A 16,825-nucleotide genomic window follows, 5' to 3' on the forward strand; every position below is an offset into this window, starting at 1 on the left:
AAATCAGCAAAGCCATTTTCTTGGTGGATGTTGTAAATTTGTGAATCTGAATTGTCTATATTCTATGCTGTGTACTGGATCTCATTTGTTATTTGACTCCCTTGCTAAGGTTAATAATGAATGCGTAATACCAATCACTTTACTCAACTTAAGAGGTTTCTATGCTAGGTGAAAATCACTCTCTTGTTCACGAATTTCCTGAAATGAAAGACAAAATTGCTGAGCTTGCTAAAACTGACGATGGCTTTGCAGAAGATATGAAGACATACGACAACCTTGATAAAGAGATTCGTAAACTAGAGCTGAAAGATTCACCCATTGATGACGGCTCGATGCACCAATTGAAACATGATCGTTCTGAGCTTAAAGATTCACTGCATGCTCGTTTAACGGGCTAGTGAGTTGGCAATTTTTCTGACTAGCTAAATGGCGAATTACAGACTTAGACAAAAACTCCTTCGGGAGTTTTTTTCGTTTTGGCTCAATCACTTCTTCACAATTCAACTGAGTTAATACGTTGTATTGTTATGTGAATGACGCATAATGAGGGTTACTGGTACACGATTTTTAAGATTTTATTGGTAATCTCATGAATATTGAACACCTCAAATTGTTTGTTCGTTTAGCTTCCACACATAACATCAGCATGGCTGGGCAAGAGCTTGGTTTGTCTCCTGCTGTTGCAAGCTCGCACATCAGTAAACTGGAAGACAATTTAGGCGTTCGCTTGGTCCACCGAACCACTCGTAAGGTCTCTTTAACCGAAGAGGGGGAAGCATTCTTACCTCATGCTGAAGAAGTGTTATCGAGCGTGGATGCTGCCAAATCGGCGGTCGGTGTGGGTTGTGATTCTCCAACCGGAACGTTGCGAGTTACCGCATCTGCGTCTTTTGGACGTTTGCATCTTGTTCCTGCCTTACCTGGATTCTTAGAGCGCTACTCTGGGTTAAAAGTCGATCTCAGGCTATCAGATTCGATGGTGGATGTTGTTGAGGGTGGCTTTGATATCGCGATTCGTATCTCGGAGCTGAAAGACTCGACACTGATTGCCCGAAAACTTGCGACAGACAAGCGTATTGTGTGTGCATCGCCTGATTACTTAATCAAATATGGTAAGCCAGCCAAACCTCGAGATCTTAACGATCATCAATGTATTAGCTTAATTGGTTTAGAAAACTGGACCTTCAATACTGAAAGCGGGCCTAAGACGATTAAGGCATCTGGGTCGTTCAGGGCAGATAACGGGGAAGCACTGCGTGACGCAGCCTCAGGTGGTATGGGGATCACGGTGACATCGAATTGGTGTGCCTATGAACAACTGAAAAGCGGTCAGCTGGTTCAAATATTAGAAGATTACCCATTAACATCAGAGCCTGCAATTTGGGCTGTGTACCCAAGCACAAGGTTACTTGCACCAAAGGTGAGAGCCTTCATTGACTACTTCTCTGAATATTATGGTAATCCGCCGTATTGGGAGAAAACATAGAGACAAACGTTATTAAAGCGCTGACATGGTGAGCGTTTTTAAATGTGTTGTTTCGTTGAGATAAAGAATAGCAACCTTTTGTGAAGTTGATAATCAACCGGATTAATAAAACACTATTTAGTTTTTGTTGAAAATAGAGGTGTGAATAAAGTCTCAGGCTGAGCGGAATAGTAGACAATAAAAAAGCTTAGCGTGGGGAGCGCTAAGCTTTGTCATTATTTATATTCAGGAGCGGATGGTTTTGCTAGAAGAACTAACCGACTTGAGAAAAGTTCACCACAGTGCTTTCAAGATTCTCTTTTAAGTAGCTAGAAACTGCATGCTGCTCTGTTTCACTTAAGTACAGGCCAAGCTTGGTTCTGCGCCACAAGATGTCTTCGTCAGTCATCGCCATCTCTTCATTGATCAAGTAATCGATCTCAGCTTGATAAACGCCGTGTGCTTCGCTTGAGAATTGGGTACCAAGATCAGCTTCGCTCGTTGCACCTTCCAGCAGCTTCCAAGTGTAAGTACCAAATTGAGTCACATAACGTAGTAACAGTGCTTCTGATATCCAAGGGTACTTGGTGTGGATCATCTTAGCGAGCTGTTCTCTGCTGCAGCTGAAGTTACCACCCGGTAGTGTGTCGTTAGCTGTCCAAGGTGCGCCCATGTGTTTCAGGTAAGGTTCTAGCTTGTTCAGTGCCGCTTCGCCGAGTTTACGATAAGTCGTTAACTTGCCACCAAAGATAGATAGCAGTGGTGCTTGATCCATTTCTGCATCCAGCTCCAGTGTGTAGTCACGAGTGATCGCTTGTGGCGAGTCAGATTCATCATCACAAAGCGGTCTTACGCCACTGTATGTCCACACAACATCGTCACGCTCTAGTTGCTTAACAAAATGCTGGTTAACGATATCAATCAAGTAATCAACTTCTACATCGTCGATAGCTACTTCGCGAGGATCGCCTTTGTATTCAAGGTCGGTAGTGCCGATGATCGAGAACTTATCTAGGTAAGGGATCATGAACACAATACGATTGTCTTTGTTTTGCAGAATGTACGCTTGTGGTTCGTCGTGAATGCGTGGCACAACAATGTGCGAGCCTTTGATCAGACGAATATTACGAGGCGAAGCCTGCTCTAAACCATCATCAAAGAACTGTTTCACCCAAGGGCCAGCTGCGTTGACCAATGCTTTCGCTTTGCGCTCGAAACGTTGGTTTGTCATCACATCAAGAATCGTTACGTGCCAAATGTCGCCTTCGCGGTGTGCTTTTTCAACTCGGCAGTAGTTGCGTACTTCTGCGTTGTTTTCTTTCGCCGCCAACACGTTCAGCAATACCATACGCGCATCATCTACCCAGCAGTCTGAGTATTCGAAACCTGTTTTCATTTCTGGTTTAAGCAAACCTGATTGAGCCAAGTTCACCGTTTTACTTCCAGGAAGAGTCGTACGTTTACCTAAGTTATCGTAAAGGAATAGGCCACAGCGAATCATCCAAGCTGGGCGTAAAAATGGTCGATGAGGTAAACGGAAACGCATTGGCTGAGCAACGTGAGGCGCTTTTCTTAACAAGACTTCACGTTCAGCGAGTGCTTCCGAAACCAAACGAAATTCGTAATGTTCAAGGTAGCGTAGGCCACCGTGGATAAGCTTTGAGCTAGCGGAAGACGTCGCAGACGCGAAATCATTTGCTTCGTATAAGCCAACGTTTAGACCACGACCTGCTGCATCTGCCGCGATGCCTGCACCATTGATGCCGCCGCCAATCACGATCAAGTCTAAAGTGGAAGATGTACTGTTGTTTGAATTATTTTGTTGAGCACTCATGGTTTTGACCTCTTTCTGAGCGAACGAGCATTTTAGAACATAATTGAATCCTATATGAACTTTCGTTTGCGGTCATTTATTATTTTCGTTTATGCGCGTTTTATGTGATTTGCGCATAAAAAAACCTTCGCTTATGACAGCGAAGGTTCCAAATAACTCTCATTCGAGCATAGAAGTGATATTAATCATGTTCAAGTGCGACTTTCCAAGTAACAAAAAAGCCCATTATCGATAAAGTGATCTATCAATAATGGGCTCTTTTAATGAACATGATTTCTGAGCGTTTTTTTATTCGTCCGACGCTAGTGGTTGAGACGCGGTCTCGATCACTTCCAATGGGATCGATGAATCCTTGAGGATGTTCAGGATCTCTTCTGGTGGCTGTTTATTGGTGAACACCATGTGTGCTTGAGAGATGTTACCCAGCTTAACCATTGCGTTGCGACCAAACTTACTGTGGTCGACTGCCAGGAAGATGCTGCGGCTGTTTTCGATGATAGCTTGCTTCACTCGAACTTCATGGTAGTCAAAATCAAGCAGTGAGCCGTCAAAGTCGATGCCGCTGATCCCTAGAATGCCGAAATCGAGGCGGAACTGCTTCACGAAATCGAGTGTTGCTTCACCCACGATACCGCCATCACGGTTTCTCACTTCGCCACCTGCCAAGATAACCTTTATCTCTGGGTTTGGTAGCAGGATACTGGCAACGTTGATGTTGTTAGTCACGACTCTGAGTTGTTTGTGGTTTTTGTTCAGCGCGCGTGCCACCGATTCTGGTGTGGTGCCGATATCAACGAACAAGGTTGCACCATCTGGAATGTGTTTAACCAGCTCGTCGGCAATCACATCTTTTTCATTGAAGTTAAGCGCTTTACGCGTGTTGTAAGAGGTGTTTTCTGAGCTAAGAGGAATGGTTGCACCACCATGATAGCGACGAATTTTGTTTCTATCGGCAAGTTCATTGAGGTCTCGTCTGATGGTTTGTGGGCTGACATCGAACTTTTCAACGAGCTCTTCGGTGCTCACATATCCTTGTGTTTTTACCAGATCTACAATCTGCTGGTGTCTTGGTATCTGCTTCACTTAACTTACCACTCCCTGCGCGCAAAGGGCTCTAGCGCGTCAAAATCGAAAATATAAACTCACGCTATTGTGCTCGAATTGATGAAAAGAGAGAAGTAATGATAGTAAGGAATTATGTCTAAACCGCAAAAACGCTGGTCAAAAAGTGGAATTTGAGCCTGAAACGCAAAAAAGAGCACAAAATAGTGCTCTTTTTAGTTTCGTTTGCTGAGGTTCGAACAATCTAGTCGATTAGATTACTCGAGTTCCTAGATCAGCGGCTAATGATTAACGATTAGCTGAGTACTTAGTATTACTCGTTGTCATCGTCATCGTGTAGCTCAGACCAAACCTGTGCACACTTGATAGCACGTTTCCAACCTTTGTAACGGCGGTTACGCTTCTCTTCGTCGTGGTGCGGCATGAATGTGCGGTCAAGAACGGCTTTGTCTTGAAGCTCATCAATGCTGTCCCAGAAACCAACCGCTAGGCCGGCAAGGTAAGCGGCACCAAGAGCCGTTACTTCCGTTACTTCAGGGCGGTGAACTTCAGTATCCAGCACGTCTGATTGGAATTGCATTAGGAAGTTATTCGCTACTGCGCCGCCATCAACACGTAGGTTTGCTAGCTTGATGCCAGAGTCAGCTTGCATCGCGTCTAGTACGTCACGAGTTTGGTAAGCAATACCTTCCAGTGTTGCACGGATGATGTGGTTAGAGTTAACACCACGAGTCAGGCCAACAATCGTACCGCGAGCGTAAGCATCCCAGTATGGTGCGCCTAAACCAGTAAACGCAGGGACTACGTAAACGCCGTTTGAAGAATCCACTTTCGTTGCGAAGTACTCAGAGTCTTCTGCGCCAGCCAGTAGCTTCATTTCATCACGTAGCCATTGGATTGATGCGCCGCCCATGAATACTGCACCTTCAAGTGCGTATGCAGGCTCACCTTTAGGACCACATGCTAGCGTTGTTAGTAGGCCGTTCTTTGATGTTACTTTCTCTTGGCCTGTGTTCATTAGAAGGAAACAACCTGTGCCGTAAGTATTCTTAGCTTGGCCTGCTTCTACACACATTTGACCGTAAAGTGCAGCTTGTTGGTCACCCGCAATACCCGCGATTGGGATACGCGTACCGCCTTTACCACCAAGGTTCGTTTGACCGTAAACCTCTGAAGAGCGCTTCACTTCAGGCATCATGACTGCTGGAATGCCCATTTCATCAAGTAGCTTCTGGTCCCAGCATAGGTCGTTGATGTTGAACAACATAGTACGTGACGCGTTAGTGTAATCCGTAACGTGAACACGTCCTTGAGTCATCTTCCAAACCAACCAAGTATCAACGGTACCGAACAGTAATTTGCCAGCTTCAGCGTCTTCGCGAGCGCCTTCAACGTTGTCTAGAATCCATTTTACTTTTGTACCTGAGAAATACGGGTCAAGGACTAAGCCTGTATTGTCACGTACGTAGTCTTCTAGGCCACGTGCTTTAAGGTCTTCACAGATGTCTGCAGTACGGCGACACTGCCATACGATTGCGTTATAAACAGGCTTGCCTGTCTCTTTGTTCCAAACAATGGTGGTTTCACGTTGGTTCGTGATACCAATGCCCGCTAGCTCATCGCTGCGGATGCCTGCTTTAGCAAGAGCTTCAACCAATGTAGAGCTTTGAGTTGCCCAGATTTCCATTGGATCGTGCTCAACCCAACTTGCTTTCGGGTAAATCTGAGTGAATTCTCTTTGAGAAGAGCTAACGATGTTTGCATCGTGGTCGAGGATTACAGCGCGAGAACTTGTGGTGCCTTGGTCTAGGGCAACAATGTATTTTTGCTCGGTCATGGTAAGAATCCTTTTTCTTTCGTTATTTATATTTTAGTAAATGTAAGGTCGCTTAGGGATTAAGCTTGAGCTTGTTCAGCTTCTTCTTCTGTTTCACATTGGTTTGGAATTGTGCAGCCTTGGCCTTCTACTGGTAGGTAAGCACCGATAACACGTGGGTACAACCAACCACCAAAACACGCACCAGCAATTGGAGCAAGAATTGGAACGATGAAGTAAGGAATATCACGAGCACCGCTTAGTGCGAAATCCCAACCTGCAAAGTAAGCGAACAGTTTTGGTCCGAAGTCACGAGCAGGGTTCATTGCAAAGCCCGTCAGTGGACCTAAAGAACCACCGATAACCGCGATAAGAATACCGATCAGTAGAGGGTTCATTGCACCGCGAGATGCGCCGTTGTTCTCATCACCTAACGCTAAAATGGCAAACATCAACACTGCAGTAATCACGAATTCCACAGCAAAAGCGCCGAAGAAAGAAAGTGAAGCATGTGGGTAAGTCGAGAAGATACCAGCAGTTGATAGTGCGTCTTGGCTGCTACGAACGAAGTTATGTGCGATTTCGTAGTCAGTAAATAGGTTGCTGTACAGGCTGTAAACCAATGCTGCAGAGCAGAAAGCACCAAGCAGTTGCGAAATGATGTAAGGCACCACTTTCGCTTTATCAAAGCCATGGAACATGGCCAGTGCAATCGTTACGGCTGGGTTGATGTGTGCGCCTGAAACGCCGGCAGTACAGTAAATTGCAATCGCAACACCGAAGCCCCAGATGATGCTGATTTCCCATTGTCCGAATGTCGCACCAGTTAATACCAGAGCGGCCACACAGCCAACGCCAAAGAATATGAGTAATCCTGTACCGATAAATTCAGCCAAGCATTGCCCAAATAAAGAAGGGTGTTTGTTTGTTGTCATGTTCGAGTCCTTTTTAGTTTTGCTTATCTAGCACGTGTATTGTGCATATATTTGCGAACTCGAAAATAAACGAACATCAAAAGTGAGCGTTTGAGCATAAAATTGTTAATTAAAGTCACTTGAAATGTTAATCCGAACACTTTTGCTCGAAAAAGATGCTCGCATGAACGTCATTGCTCGAATTGATAGGTTGCGAAGCCGCTCAAACTACCTATATGTAAATGAATGCGCAACTGGTACGAGGAGTTTATGTTTGGATTTGTGATGCTACTTCGTGAGTGGCGGATTATTAGACTTAATTAGGGAGGGCTGTGTGATGTTTTTGCTATGTAACAAGGGCGTTAACAAATGAGCTTGTATGCATAAATGAATAAACTGCCAACTATGTTGTAGTTTGGCAGTTTTAATTTGGGTGTATGTTCTTGTTATACGAGACGAACTTACCGCTCTAAACCAGAGCTGCAACTTTTCCTTTCGCAACCAATTGATCTCGAACTGAGTCATACGCCCAGTTGAACGCAATCGCGTAAAGTACGAAGAAGATAACTAGGCCGATGTCCATGATCAGTACGGTTAGGAAGTCGAGTTGTAGAACCCACATCAAGACAGGTAGAGTCACTGTCATTAAGCCAAGCTCAAAACCTAATCCGTGCAGGATACGTGTTTTCGTGGTTCTTTTGCTTCGGTCTGCTCCGTAAATTTTGTCGTAGCCATAGTTGTAAACGTAGTTCCAAGCCATCGCTATCAATGATATTGCGAGCGCTAAGCCTGCCATTTCACCTGCGCCGTTTCCTGTAATATAGGTTGCAAGCCCTGCCATCAAAACCAAAGCAACCAATTCAAATAGCACCATGTGCAACATGCGTTCTTTATGTGACATTTTTCTAACTCTCTTTACGATTAAATAGCCGCCGATGGGCTAATGACTTGGCTAAATAATATCTACTTAAGTGATAATATAAAGATAGTTAGCATCACATATAGTGATAGTAAGTTTTGGGAGACACCGAATGTACAACATTGAACAACTGAAAATGTTTGTGTATGCCGTTGAATTAGGGTCATTTTCTGCCAGTGCTCGTCATTTGGGGAAGGTGCAGTCGGCGGTGAGCCAAGGCATCAGTAATCTTGAAATAGATTTTAATGTTGAGCTTTTTGATCGTTCGACTCGAAAGCCTTCACTAACCAAAGCGGGCGAGCAGTTATTTAAACAGGTGAAAGCGATCGTGCTTCAGGTTGAAGATCTGAATGTGACGGTTAGTGCGATGGGCAGTGGTGAAGAGGGGCTCATCAAAATTGCATTAGATGATTCACTATTGGTCCCGAATCTATCTAAGATCCTTAGTCAGTTCAGTCAACAATTCCCTGCGACTGAAGTGGAACTGGTTGCGTGTACCACGACAGAGGTCAATCCGTTAATTATCGAAGAGAGGGCCGACATTGGATTAATGTTTACTAACTTGGCTTTTGATGTCGGTTCTGAGCCTTGCTTTATCGGTCACTTACCGTTTATTGCTGTGTGTCATCCAAGTCATGCGCTCGCAAAAACAGGTGTGGCGAAACTCTCTGACTTACTCCCGCATCGTCAGTTAATGTTGAGGGGAGACAAAGGTAAGGTGATGGATCAGTTTCCGCTGATTGCCGGAAAGGTATGGTGGTCAAACAGCTTTATCGTCATTAAAGAGATGATTCTTGGTAGCGATATCGGTTGGGCATACTTACCGAAACACCTTGTTGAAGAAGAGCTTATTAAACAGCGCTTGGTAGAGGTGAATGTGTCATTTGACCATAAAACTTGGTCGCCTCCGGTTGATCTTGTTCTGTCTAAAACACGCTCAAAAGGTCCTGCATTACTTTGGCTTGAACAAGCATTGAAAGGCCTATTAGACGAAACTGAATAAAGAAAAGGCTCACCGTTTAACGTGTGAGCCTTTCTGTTCAAAGTGATGCTGCTTTTTGTTAGTTCTAGTTCTAGGTGTAGACGTAGATGCTATACGCTAGGTTTAACCGTCTGACCGTTGTAGTACTTGTCTTTCATCTTAAGCGCCACGTTCACAAGGTAAATCAGCACAGGGACTTCAATCAGTGGACCGATAACGCCTGCAAACGCTTGGTCTGAGTTGATACCGAATACTGAGATAGCCACGGCAATCGCTAGCTCGAAGTTGTTACCTGTTGCTGTAAATGCAATTGATGCGTTCTTGTCGTACTCGATGCCCATCTTTTTACCGATGAAGAAACTGATGAAGAACATCGCAGTGAAGTAGATAGTCAGTGGAACCGCAATTAATAGAACGTCCATTGGCAGTTCAACAATCATTTCACCTTTCAGGCTGAACATCAGAACGATGGTTGCCAGTAGTGCAATCAGTGTGATTGGAGAGATGCGTGGAATAAATACGTCGTTGTACCACTGCTCGCCTTTCATCGACACAAGGATCTTACGGCTTAGGAAGCCCGCTAGGAATGGGATACCTAGGTAGATAAGTACACTGTGTGCAATGTCGATCATCGAGATATCAACCAACATGCCTTCGTAACCAAATACTGGTGGAAGAACGCTGATGAACAACCACGCCATAAAGCTGTAGCTCACCACTTGGAATGCACTGTTTAGAGCAACCAATGCCGCGCCGTACTCTTTGTTACCGCCGCCGATGTCGTTCCAAACCAGAACCATCGCCACACAACGAGCAAGACCAATCAGAATCACCCCAACCATGTAACCTGGGTGGTCTCCCAAGAAAGTTAGTGCCAATACAAACATCAGAATTGGACCAACGATCCAGTTCATGATCAAAGAGAGCTTAATGGCTTTCTTATCTTTTACCACAGTGCCTAGCAGGTTGTAGTTAACCTTAGCCAGAGGTGGGTACATCATTAAGATAAGGCCAATCGCAAGCGGAATGTTAGTGGTGCCAACAGACATTGAATCGTTCCACTGTTCGATCTGTGGGAATAGGGTGCCGAGTAGTACACCAAGGCCCATGGCAATAAAAATCCACAGTGTTAAGTAGCGATCTAGAAAACCTAACTTTGGTTTCATGATAATCTCTCTTAGTTGATATCGTGAATCGTCGAAAAACGATTGGTTGTGGCAAAAAAACACGCTTAAAAGTAAAGGCTATCAAAGCCGATCATTCAAGCGTGAACTTCTATTTTAAAATGCTGTTAAATATCGATTCGAAGCGTTGAATATTGTCGCGGTCGATGCGGTAACACATCTTCGGCGGAATCGACTCAGCCGTAATAAAACCTGAGGCTTTCAATATTCTTAAGTGCTCTGATACCGTTGATTGAGCTAAACCCAATTCACTCACCAGATCACTGTTCAAGCAGCCGCCCGATTTTTCTAACGTGGAAAGGATACTCAATATACGTATTCTTGCTGGGTGAGCGAGTGCTTTCGCCAGTGCGGCCATTTGCTTTTCTGCTTTAGCATCACCGTGTTCGATGGGCAGAGAACAGCCACCAGATGTCGAGCAAGTTGAGTTCATATTGACGTCTCACTTTCATTAATCGTTAAAAGACGATTAATGATAAGCCTATTTTAAATAGGGGTCAATGCTCACTGTCTATTTGAACGAACTTTAAGGTGGCGATTCAGGAACTATGGTTGAACTCTGCTTTGACTCAGCTACGCAAAATGGCGTGAACATCGATTAAACGCCATTTTGCTCGGTTATCCGCTAGTTAAGAACGGTATAGCCTCGGTTGATCATACAGTTACGATTCACTTGAAACTTCTGCTGCTCAGATAGCTCGGCGGATTGTCTTTTTTGAGCACCGTGCTTTAAAGCGCCGCTGATAATACCGATGCCAGCACCAATTTTTGCACCATCATGACCACTCCCGCCAGAGACGGCTCCACCAACCGCACCCAGCGCTGCACCCTTAGCGGTTGAACCGACAATATCGCTGCCAAGAGAATCGACCTCTTCAGGCTTCACTTGTTGAGCGTATTGCTCACATTCATACAGATCGGCGTGATACTGTGTTTCATCAACACCTTTAGTATCGACAATAATTTGATTAGCAAATACTGAACTTGATGCTACAAGCAATATCGCTGCGATTGGAGAGAATGGAAATTTCACAATATAGACCTCTAGAGTATTCATTGCATTGTTAAAGTGACGTGTAGTTCTCGATGAAATCAAGGCGACGATCGGTGTACTCACCAGAATCCAACATCTTAGATAACCCGCGAAGCGTGTTGTAAGGCTGAGAAACGGCCACCATGTTAATGAGCCAATACGGAATATCGCCACCTGGATCACTCAATACTCGATAAGAGATATGGGTGGTGTTTTCGTCGATTGGTGTCAGGATCCAACTCGCCTCTAATTCAGCCACTCTGATGATTTTTTTATTATTGTTTGGCAGGTAATCAGGCCTACCATGCTGATCAATGGTGACAACCATCGTCTCTGGATCTTGAGTGATGACGTTCTCTACGATAGCTTCACGATCGGCAACTGGCCAAGGTGCCTTGGTATAGGTTTTGGTGATCGTGTGCGCCGCACTAAAATGCTCTATTTCTTCCATGTCATCGATGTTTTCTACCCATTGCGTGCCAACAGAGGTATCGATAAAGAGTGCGATAATAGAAGTGAGGGACGCGTTGATGTCGCCTTCTGCTCGAAATTCTTTAAAGTGACTGCCTTCAATTTTACGGTTATAAACCTCGATGCCTTTTTTATCGCGTGCCAGTGACCAGCCATCGGTGTCTGATGCAAACACCGAAACTGAACAAGCAAGAAGAAGCAAAGTAATAATCTTATTCATCATGTTAATGAGCGCCCTTTCCAGCTGATTTTATTGGTTTTAGATAAGCGGTAACTGTTCAGCACGAGTAGGCTTTGAACACAAATACCGAAGGGTACGGTTAACGCAAATTTTGCGGGAACAAACAGTTCCTTAACCAAAATGAAGTAGGTGACGATCGACACCAAGAGCATCACAGAGCTGACAATGAGCGAATAAGCATGAATGGCAGACATGTCACTGATGAAGGCGTTCGCCGATACCAGCATCAAAAGCGGTCCCGCCCATGCGATGATGTTGGCTTTGATGAAGACTTTTAAAGCTTGTGCTTGCGATTGACAATTCACAATAAGATTCATGTTTTTGGAAAAGCCAGCCCAGATTGAGTTGAAGTCTGAATACATGTGCGTACTCATTAGTTTGTCTGCAAATGCCCAGAAAATCTTAAATCCATTGACCTTCATGACTTTTGCAAAGGCGATGTCTTCCGATATCGCGTTTGCTACTGCGGCGTGTCCACCGACTGCGTCGTAGGATTTTCGGGTAAACAACATCGCCTGACCGTTAGCAATCGCTTCTTCCTTAGTCATGTCGTTCGAGTTTTTAAAGTTCATATAAGATGCGATCGATAGAAAGATGCCCGGCAAGGTCGCTTTTTCTGCCACAGACGCAAAAGTTTGTTTTGGATTAAACGATAAGAGATCAGTTTTTTGTTGGATAGCAAAGTCGATAACGCTCTGTAGCATCGCGGGTGCTGAATCGGTATCTGCATCAATGAAATACACATATTCACCGCTCGCGTTGAGTGCGCCAGCCATACATGCATTGCTCTTACCAAGCCATCCGGTCGGTAACGTTCTACCTGAAATACAGCGCGCGTTAACGTCGAACTTACTGATCAATGCTTCTACTTTTGCACGGGTTGAGTCAGTAGAAAAGTCATCAACAACAATGACTTCAAACTTGTCTTTTGGGTAGCTCTGCTTCAATAGAGAGCCAAGGCTGATTTCAATATTGTCTTCTTCATTTCGCGCAGGAATAATGACGGAAACAGTCGGCCACTCAGTTCTTTTGAACGATATTTTAGGTTCAATGTGAATACGATGGCGCTCTAAGTTCGCAAGTGTGATTAGAAACTTGACGGTAACGATGCAAAGCAAGGTCGTAATAATAGCTAAAATCATAATGACTGTGGTCGGAATAAAGTGATGGAGAGACGGGAAAGAATATAGTGGAGTGTGATCTAACGCACATCTTGTATGTAGGACTTAACCCTTCAAACTGGAATGCGCTTCTGTTAGCGTTTGCCTTGGAAAGATGTGAAACAGTGACTGACAGGCGGTAAAATAAGCATTGTATTCACCAGCGACTCTAGCGATATAATCGAACCCAGAACCGTTACTCAAGATAACGAATGATCATAATCCAATAATAGGTACGCCCGACATGCCCCAACAAAACATCAAATTTATCGCGACTGATATGGATGGCACCTTACTCGATGAGCATGGAAAGCTCGACCCTGAGTTTTTCAATCTTTATGAGCGCTTAGAAGCGCAAGATATTATTTTTGCTGCCGCGTCTGGCCGCCAGTATTACAGCTTGCTAGAAACATTTTCCCCGCTTAAAGATCGCATGATGTTTATTGCTGAAAACGGCACATTAGTGATGCACAAAGGCCAAGAACTTTACAGCTGCTTGCTTGATACCGATGCCATTAAAGAGATCATTAAAGAAGCTCGAGCTATTGAAGGCGCGCATGTGGTGCTATGCGGTAAGAAATCGGCATACATCGAAACCAAAGATGAGCGTGCTCTGGCGGAGATCTCTAAGTACTACCATCGCCGTGAGCAAGTAGAAGACTTACTGGCGGTAGAAGACGATTTCATCAAGGTGGCTATCTGTCACTTCGACGGTTCACAAGAGAAAGTGAACCCAACTATTGATGCCAAATTCGGTGAGAACTACCAAGTGGTTGTAAGCGCAAAAATTTGGTTAGATGTGATGAACGCTGAAGCGTCAAAAGGTGCGGCGATTAAACATCTACAGAACACATTAGGTTTCACTTACGCGCAGACCATGAGCTTTGGTGATTACCTAAATGACTTGGAAATGCTTAAAGAGAGCTACCACTCTTACGCGATGGAAAACGCGCATCCAAAGTTAAAAGAGATCGCGCGTTTTGGCGCGCCAAGTAACGTTGACGCGGGTGTGTTCCAAGTACTTGAGAAGTTGCTAGCGTAACGCTCTTAAGCTAGATTCGATTTTTATCAAAGCCAACTCGTGAAAATGAGTTGGCTTTTTTGTTGGCTGCTGTTGTATTGAGTTAAATTTGAACGAGTGTTCAGCTTGTTGTAGTCTAACCAGAAAGATGGGTATTCACTTTGAATTGGATACGCCTTAGTAACGATATTTGGAATGATTATGAGCAAGAAACTTCAACTTGATATTATTTCTGACGTAATGTGCCCGTGGTGCGTAGTCGGTTACAAAAACTTAGAGCTAGCCGTTGCGGAACTTGGTTTAGAAGACCAGATTGAACTTGAATGGCAGCCGTTTGAGCTTAACCCTGACATGCCGCAAGAGGGCGAAAACCTGCGTGCCCATATCATGAGAAAATACGGTTCTAGCGCAGAAGAGAGCCAACGTTCACGAGAACAGCTTTCGGCTCGCGGCCAAGCGGTTGGTTTCGATTTCAATTTCTATGACAGTATGAGAATGGTCAATTCACGTCATCTACATGTACTTCTCGATTTTGCACTAGCGCACGGCAAACAGACTGAGTTAAAGCTACGCTTCTTTGCTGCTCACTTCACAGAGCAAAAAGACCTGTCCGATCTTGAAGTCATTGCACAAGAGCTTGAAGCGGTTGGCTTAGACTCAACGAAGGCACTGAAGCGCCTAAAGAACACCGACAACTTGAAGCAAATTGAAGCGCAAGAGTTTGAATGGCAACGCATGGGGATCTCTGCGGTTCCTACTGTGGTGTTCAACCGTAAGAGTGCAGTAACGGGCGCGCAGACGGTAGAAACCTACAAGCAGATTCTTCAAGAGCTTATTGCTGAATCATAAACGGATCATTGCTATCAATTAGAGTCTGAATTTCATGGAATCACTGTCACTCGCTCAAGCTCAAAAACTGGTATTGCTTTCGCAAAAGCTGCCGCCTAAGAAGTTGCCACCTAAAAAGCAACGCAATGGGGGCGCTTTGGCGAACACGTTGTCTGCGATTGAAAACCTTGGCTATGTGCAAATTGATACCATCTCTGTGATTCAGCGAGCTCACCACCACACGCTTTGGAATCGCAATCAAGATTACCAACTGAACCATCTTGATAAGCTGTTAGAGCGTCGAGAAGTATTTGAGTATTGGTCGCATGCCGCCGCGTATTTACCCATGCGTGACTTCCGATTCAGCCTACACCGCAAGAATGGCTTTGCGAGCGGTAAGCTCAAGCATTGGTATAAAAAGGATGACGCACTGATGGCTCATGTTCTCAAACGTATTGAGAATGAAGGGCCGTTGATGGCGAAAGATTTTGAAGGGGATAGGCCAAACCCCGGCGGTTGGGGCGGTAAACCGGCCAAGCAAGCATTAGAAACATTGTTCATGCAAGGCGACTTAATGGTGCCAAGCCGAGTTAACTTTCATAAGGTGTATGACCTAACCGAGCGAGTTTTACCGAGCGGAATTGATACCTCTGAGCCGACAGAACAAAAGTACATCGAGCATCTGATAACACGTTATTTAGAGGCTAACGGAGTTGGAATAGCGTCGGAAATGAGCTACCTACTCAAGAACACAAAGCCTTTGATTCAGAGAGCACTCCAACAGATGCTTGAAGATAAGCAGGTTCTGAAAGTAGATATTCAAGGCTCTGATTACTATGTCCTGCCAGGTGCTTTTGAACTGCTGAATCAACCTCTTTCCAGAACCAAGCTTAAGATACTGTCTCCGTTTGATAACCTGCTGATTCAACGAAAGCGAATGCAATCATTGTTCAACTTTGATTACCTCCTAGAATGCTATGTTCCAGAGGCCAAGCGTCAGTTTGGTTATTTTAGCTTACCGATTCTGTGGCAAGGTGAGCTGGTGGCACGAATGGATTGCAAGGTCGACAGGAAGAGTGGTTTGCTCAATATCCGTAACTTGGTTGTGGAAGAGCGAATTAAAAACCATGAATCATTAATTCACGCCTTATGCGATGAGCTTAAACACTTCATGGTGTTCAACCAATGTGATGAGATGATCGTCCATAACACCACGCCCTCTGATCTTGGCAAGCGCTTGATGAGCCAATGGCAACCCACCAAGACTCTCGCGTAATCATGAAGTTATTAACTGATTGGGAACAAGCGGCGAGCTAATGTTTTAGTAAATTCTATACTCGTCTCATGTTTGATCGCCTCGTAAGCTATCAAACATGAGGCGTTTCCTCTATATCTTCCAGTCGACTCTCCCCAATAAATACTTTGCATTTGAAACCGCCACAGTGTCCAATATCAGGTAGTACGAAACTGACCGAAAAACCTTATTTTTTAAGGTGTTAAATAGGACCTTTGCCGCATGCGTAAATCAGATAAGAAAATCGAGAATCAAATCAGAGACGTGTTAACTGACGTTTGTGAAGACACGCTGAAAGGCTTCGATGGTTTTTTGTGGGTGACTCACTCGGTCAACTTTTCCTCTTTTCCGCAAAGTTTGAAAATTGTCTGTGTATTCGATACCAATCAGGATAGAACGAACTTCTTAAGTGGCGAAGGTCAACAGAGTGTCTCAGGGGCTATTCAACAAGCGTTCAATCAAGTTGGAATTCAACTGAAGAATATCGATAAGCATGTTAGCTACGATACGCAAGAAAATTGCGATCGCGACCATCAAGGGAAGTGGAACAAGAGGCTTTAAGGAGCGTTGTCATCGTTCTTGTTTAGACAGCCTATCCAAA

17 protein-coding genes are annotated in these 16,825 nt (G+C 44.5%); 7 read left to right on the plus strand and 10 right to left on the minus strand.

All coding sequences use genetic code 11. The features are described from left to right. Nucleotides 1-161: 161 nt before the first annotated feature. Together AB4185_RS01255 and AB4185_RS01260 are read left to right on the plus strand one after the other, a co-directional pair. Complete coding sequence (locus tag AB4185_RS01255; protein WP_065606862.1) at nt 162-398, plus strand: YdcH family protein; 237 nt, start codon at nt 162-164, stop codon at nt 396-398. A gap of 191 nt (nt 399-589) precedes the next feature. Beyond that, a complete protein-coding gene (locus tag AB4185_RS01260) occupies nt 590-1,486 on the plus strand; it encodes a LysR family transcriptional regulator (RefSeq protein ID WP_017069708.1) in 897 nt (298 codons plus the stop codon). 253 nt (nt 1,487-1,739) lie between these two features. On the opposite strand, the gene glpD is transcribed toward AB4185_RS01260, so the two are convergent. From glpD to AB4185_RS01285, 5 genes are all read right to left on the minus strand, one after another. After that, nucleotides 1,740-3,299 (minus strand): glycerol-3-phosphate dehydrogenase, encoded by a 1,560-nt coding sequence (gene glpD, locus AB4185_RS01265; RefSeq protein ID WP_102332361.1) that lies wholly within the window; start codon nt 3,297-3,299, stop codon nt 1,740-1,742. Nucleotides 3,300-3,587: 288 nt separating this feature from the next. After that, complete coding sequence (locus AB4185_RS01270; protein WP_372134698.1) at nt 3,588-4,382, minus strand: DeoR/GlpR family transcriptional regulator; 795 nt, start codon at nt 4,380-4,382, stop codon at nt 3,588-3,590. Nucleotides 4,383-4,674: 292 nt separating this feature from the next. Then, entirely contained in the window at nt 4,675-6,198 is a 1,524-nt protein-coding gene (gene glpK / locus AB4185_RS01275; protein WP_372134700.1) for a glycerol kinase GlpK, read from the minus strand. Nucleotides 6,199-6,257: 59 nt separating this feature from the next. Continuing rightward, a complete protein-coding gene (locus tag AB4185_RS01280) occupies nt 6,258-7,112 on the minus strand; it encodes an MIP/aquaporin family protein (protein WP_004732234.1) in 855 nt (284 codons plus the stop codon). Nucleotides 7,113-7,560: 448 nt separating this feature from the next. Beyond that, entirely contained in the window at nt 7,561-7,992 is a 432-nt protein-coding gene (locus AB4185_RS01285) for a PACE efflux transporter (protein ID WP_017064018.1), read from the minus strand. 130 nt (nt 7,993-8,122) lie between these two features. Here AB4185_RS01285 and AB4185_RS01290 point away from each other — a divergent pair, with 130 nt between their 5' ends. Beyond that, entirely contained in the window at nt 8,123-9,013 is an 891-nt protein-coding gene (locus tag AB4185_RS01290) for a LysR family transcriptional regulator (protein WP_017066099.1), read from the plus strand. Nucleotides 9,014-9,102: 89 nt separating this feature from the next. Here the strand turns inward: AB4185_RS01290 and arsB are convergent, their stop codons facing one another. The 5 genes from arsB to AB4185_RS01315 form a co-directional block, all read right to left on the minus strand. Beyond that, nucleotides 9,103-10,158, minus strand: a complete 1,056-nt coding sequence (gene arsB, locus AB4185_RS01295) for an ACR3 family arsenite efflux transporter (RefSeq protein ID WP_017065681.1) — start codon at nt 10,156-10,158, stop codon at nt 9,103-9,105. 109 nt (nt 10,159-10,267) lie between these two features. Beyond that, nucleotides 10,268-10,609 carry a helix-turn-helix transcriptional regulator gene (locus AB4185_RS01300; protein WP_017064015.1) on the minus strand — a complete coding sequence of 114 codons (342 nt, stop codon included), beginning with the start codon at nt 10,607-10,609 and terminating at the stop codon, nt 10,268-10,270. A gap of 192 nt (nt 10,610-10,801) precedes the next feature. Further along, nucleotides 10,802-11,209 (minus strand): glycine zipper family protein, encoded by a 408-nt coding sequence (locus AB4185_RS01305; RefSeq protein ID WP_029235181.1) that lies wholly within the window; start codon nt 11,207-11,209, stop codon nt 10,802-10,804. A 31-nt stretch (nt 11,210-11,240) separates the two neighbouring features. Further along, nucleotides 11,241-11,903, minus strand: coding sequence for an START domain-containing protein (locus AB4185_RS01310; RefSeq protein ID WP_065583761.1), 663 nt, complete (start codon nt 11,901-11,903; stop codon nt 11,241-11,243). Then, nucleotides 11,900-13,063 carry a glycosyltransferase family 2 protein gene (locus AB4185_RS01315; protein ID WP_017064013.1) on the minus strand — a complete coding sequence of 388 codons (1,164 nt, stop codon included), beginning with the start codon at nt 13,061-13,063 and terminating at the stop codon, nt 11,900-11,902. Before AB4185_RS01315 ends, AB4185_RS01310 begins: the two co-directional genes overlap by 4 nt. Before the next feature lie 262 nt (nt 13,064-13,325). Here AB4185_RS01315 and AB4185_RS01320 point away from each other — a divergent pair, with 262 nt between their 5' ends. The 4 genes from AB4185_RS01320 to AB4185_RS01335 all read left to right on the plus strand — a co-directional run bounded on the left by AB4185_RS01320 (nt 13,326) and on the right by AB4185_RS01335 (nt 16,785). After that, nucleotides 13,326-14,123 (plus strand): Cof-type HAD-IIB family hydrolase, encoded by a 798-nt coding sequence (locus AB4185_RS01320; protein ID WP_372134702.1) that lies wholly within the window; start codon nt 13,326-13,328, stop codon nt 14,121-14,123. A gap of 180 nt (nt 14,124-14,303) precedes the next feature. Further along, nucleotides 14,304-14,951, plus strand: coding sequence for a DsbA family oxidoreductase (locus AB4185_RS01325; protein WP_017060931.1), 648 nt, complete (start codon nt 14,304-14,306; stop codon nt 14,949-14,951). A gap of 34 nt (nt 14,952-14,985) precedes the next feature. After that, a complete protein-coding gene (locus AB4185_RS01330) occupies nt 14,986-16,206 on the plus strand; it encodes a winged helix-turn-helix domain-containing protein (protein ID WP_372134704.1) in 1,221 nt (406 codons plus the stop codon). A gap of 240 nt (nt 16,207-16,446) precedes the next feature. After that, complete coding sequence (locus AB4185_RS01335; RefSeq protein WP_017060926.1) at nt 16,447-16,785, plus strand: hypothetical protein; 339 nt, start codon at nt 16,447-16,449, stop codon at nt 16,783-16,785. The last annotated feature ends 40 nt before the right edge of the window (nt 16,786-16,825 follow it).

The sequence above is a fragment of the Vibrio sp. 10N.286.48.F5 genome, from assembly GCF_041469785.1.
Taxonomy (GTDB): Bacteria; Pseudomonadota; Gammaproteobacteria; order Enterobacterales; family Vibrionaceae; genus Vibrio; species Vibrio crassostreae_C.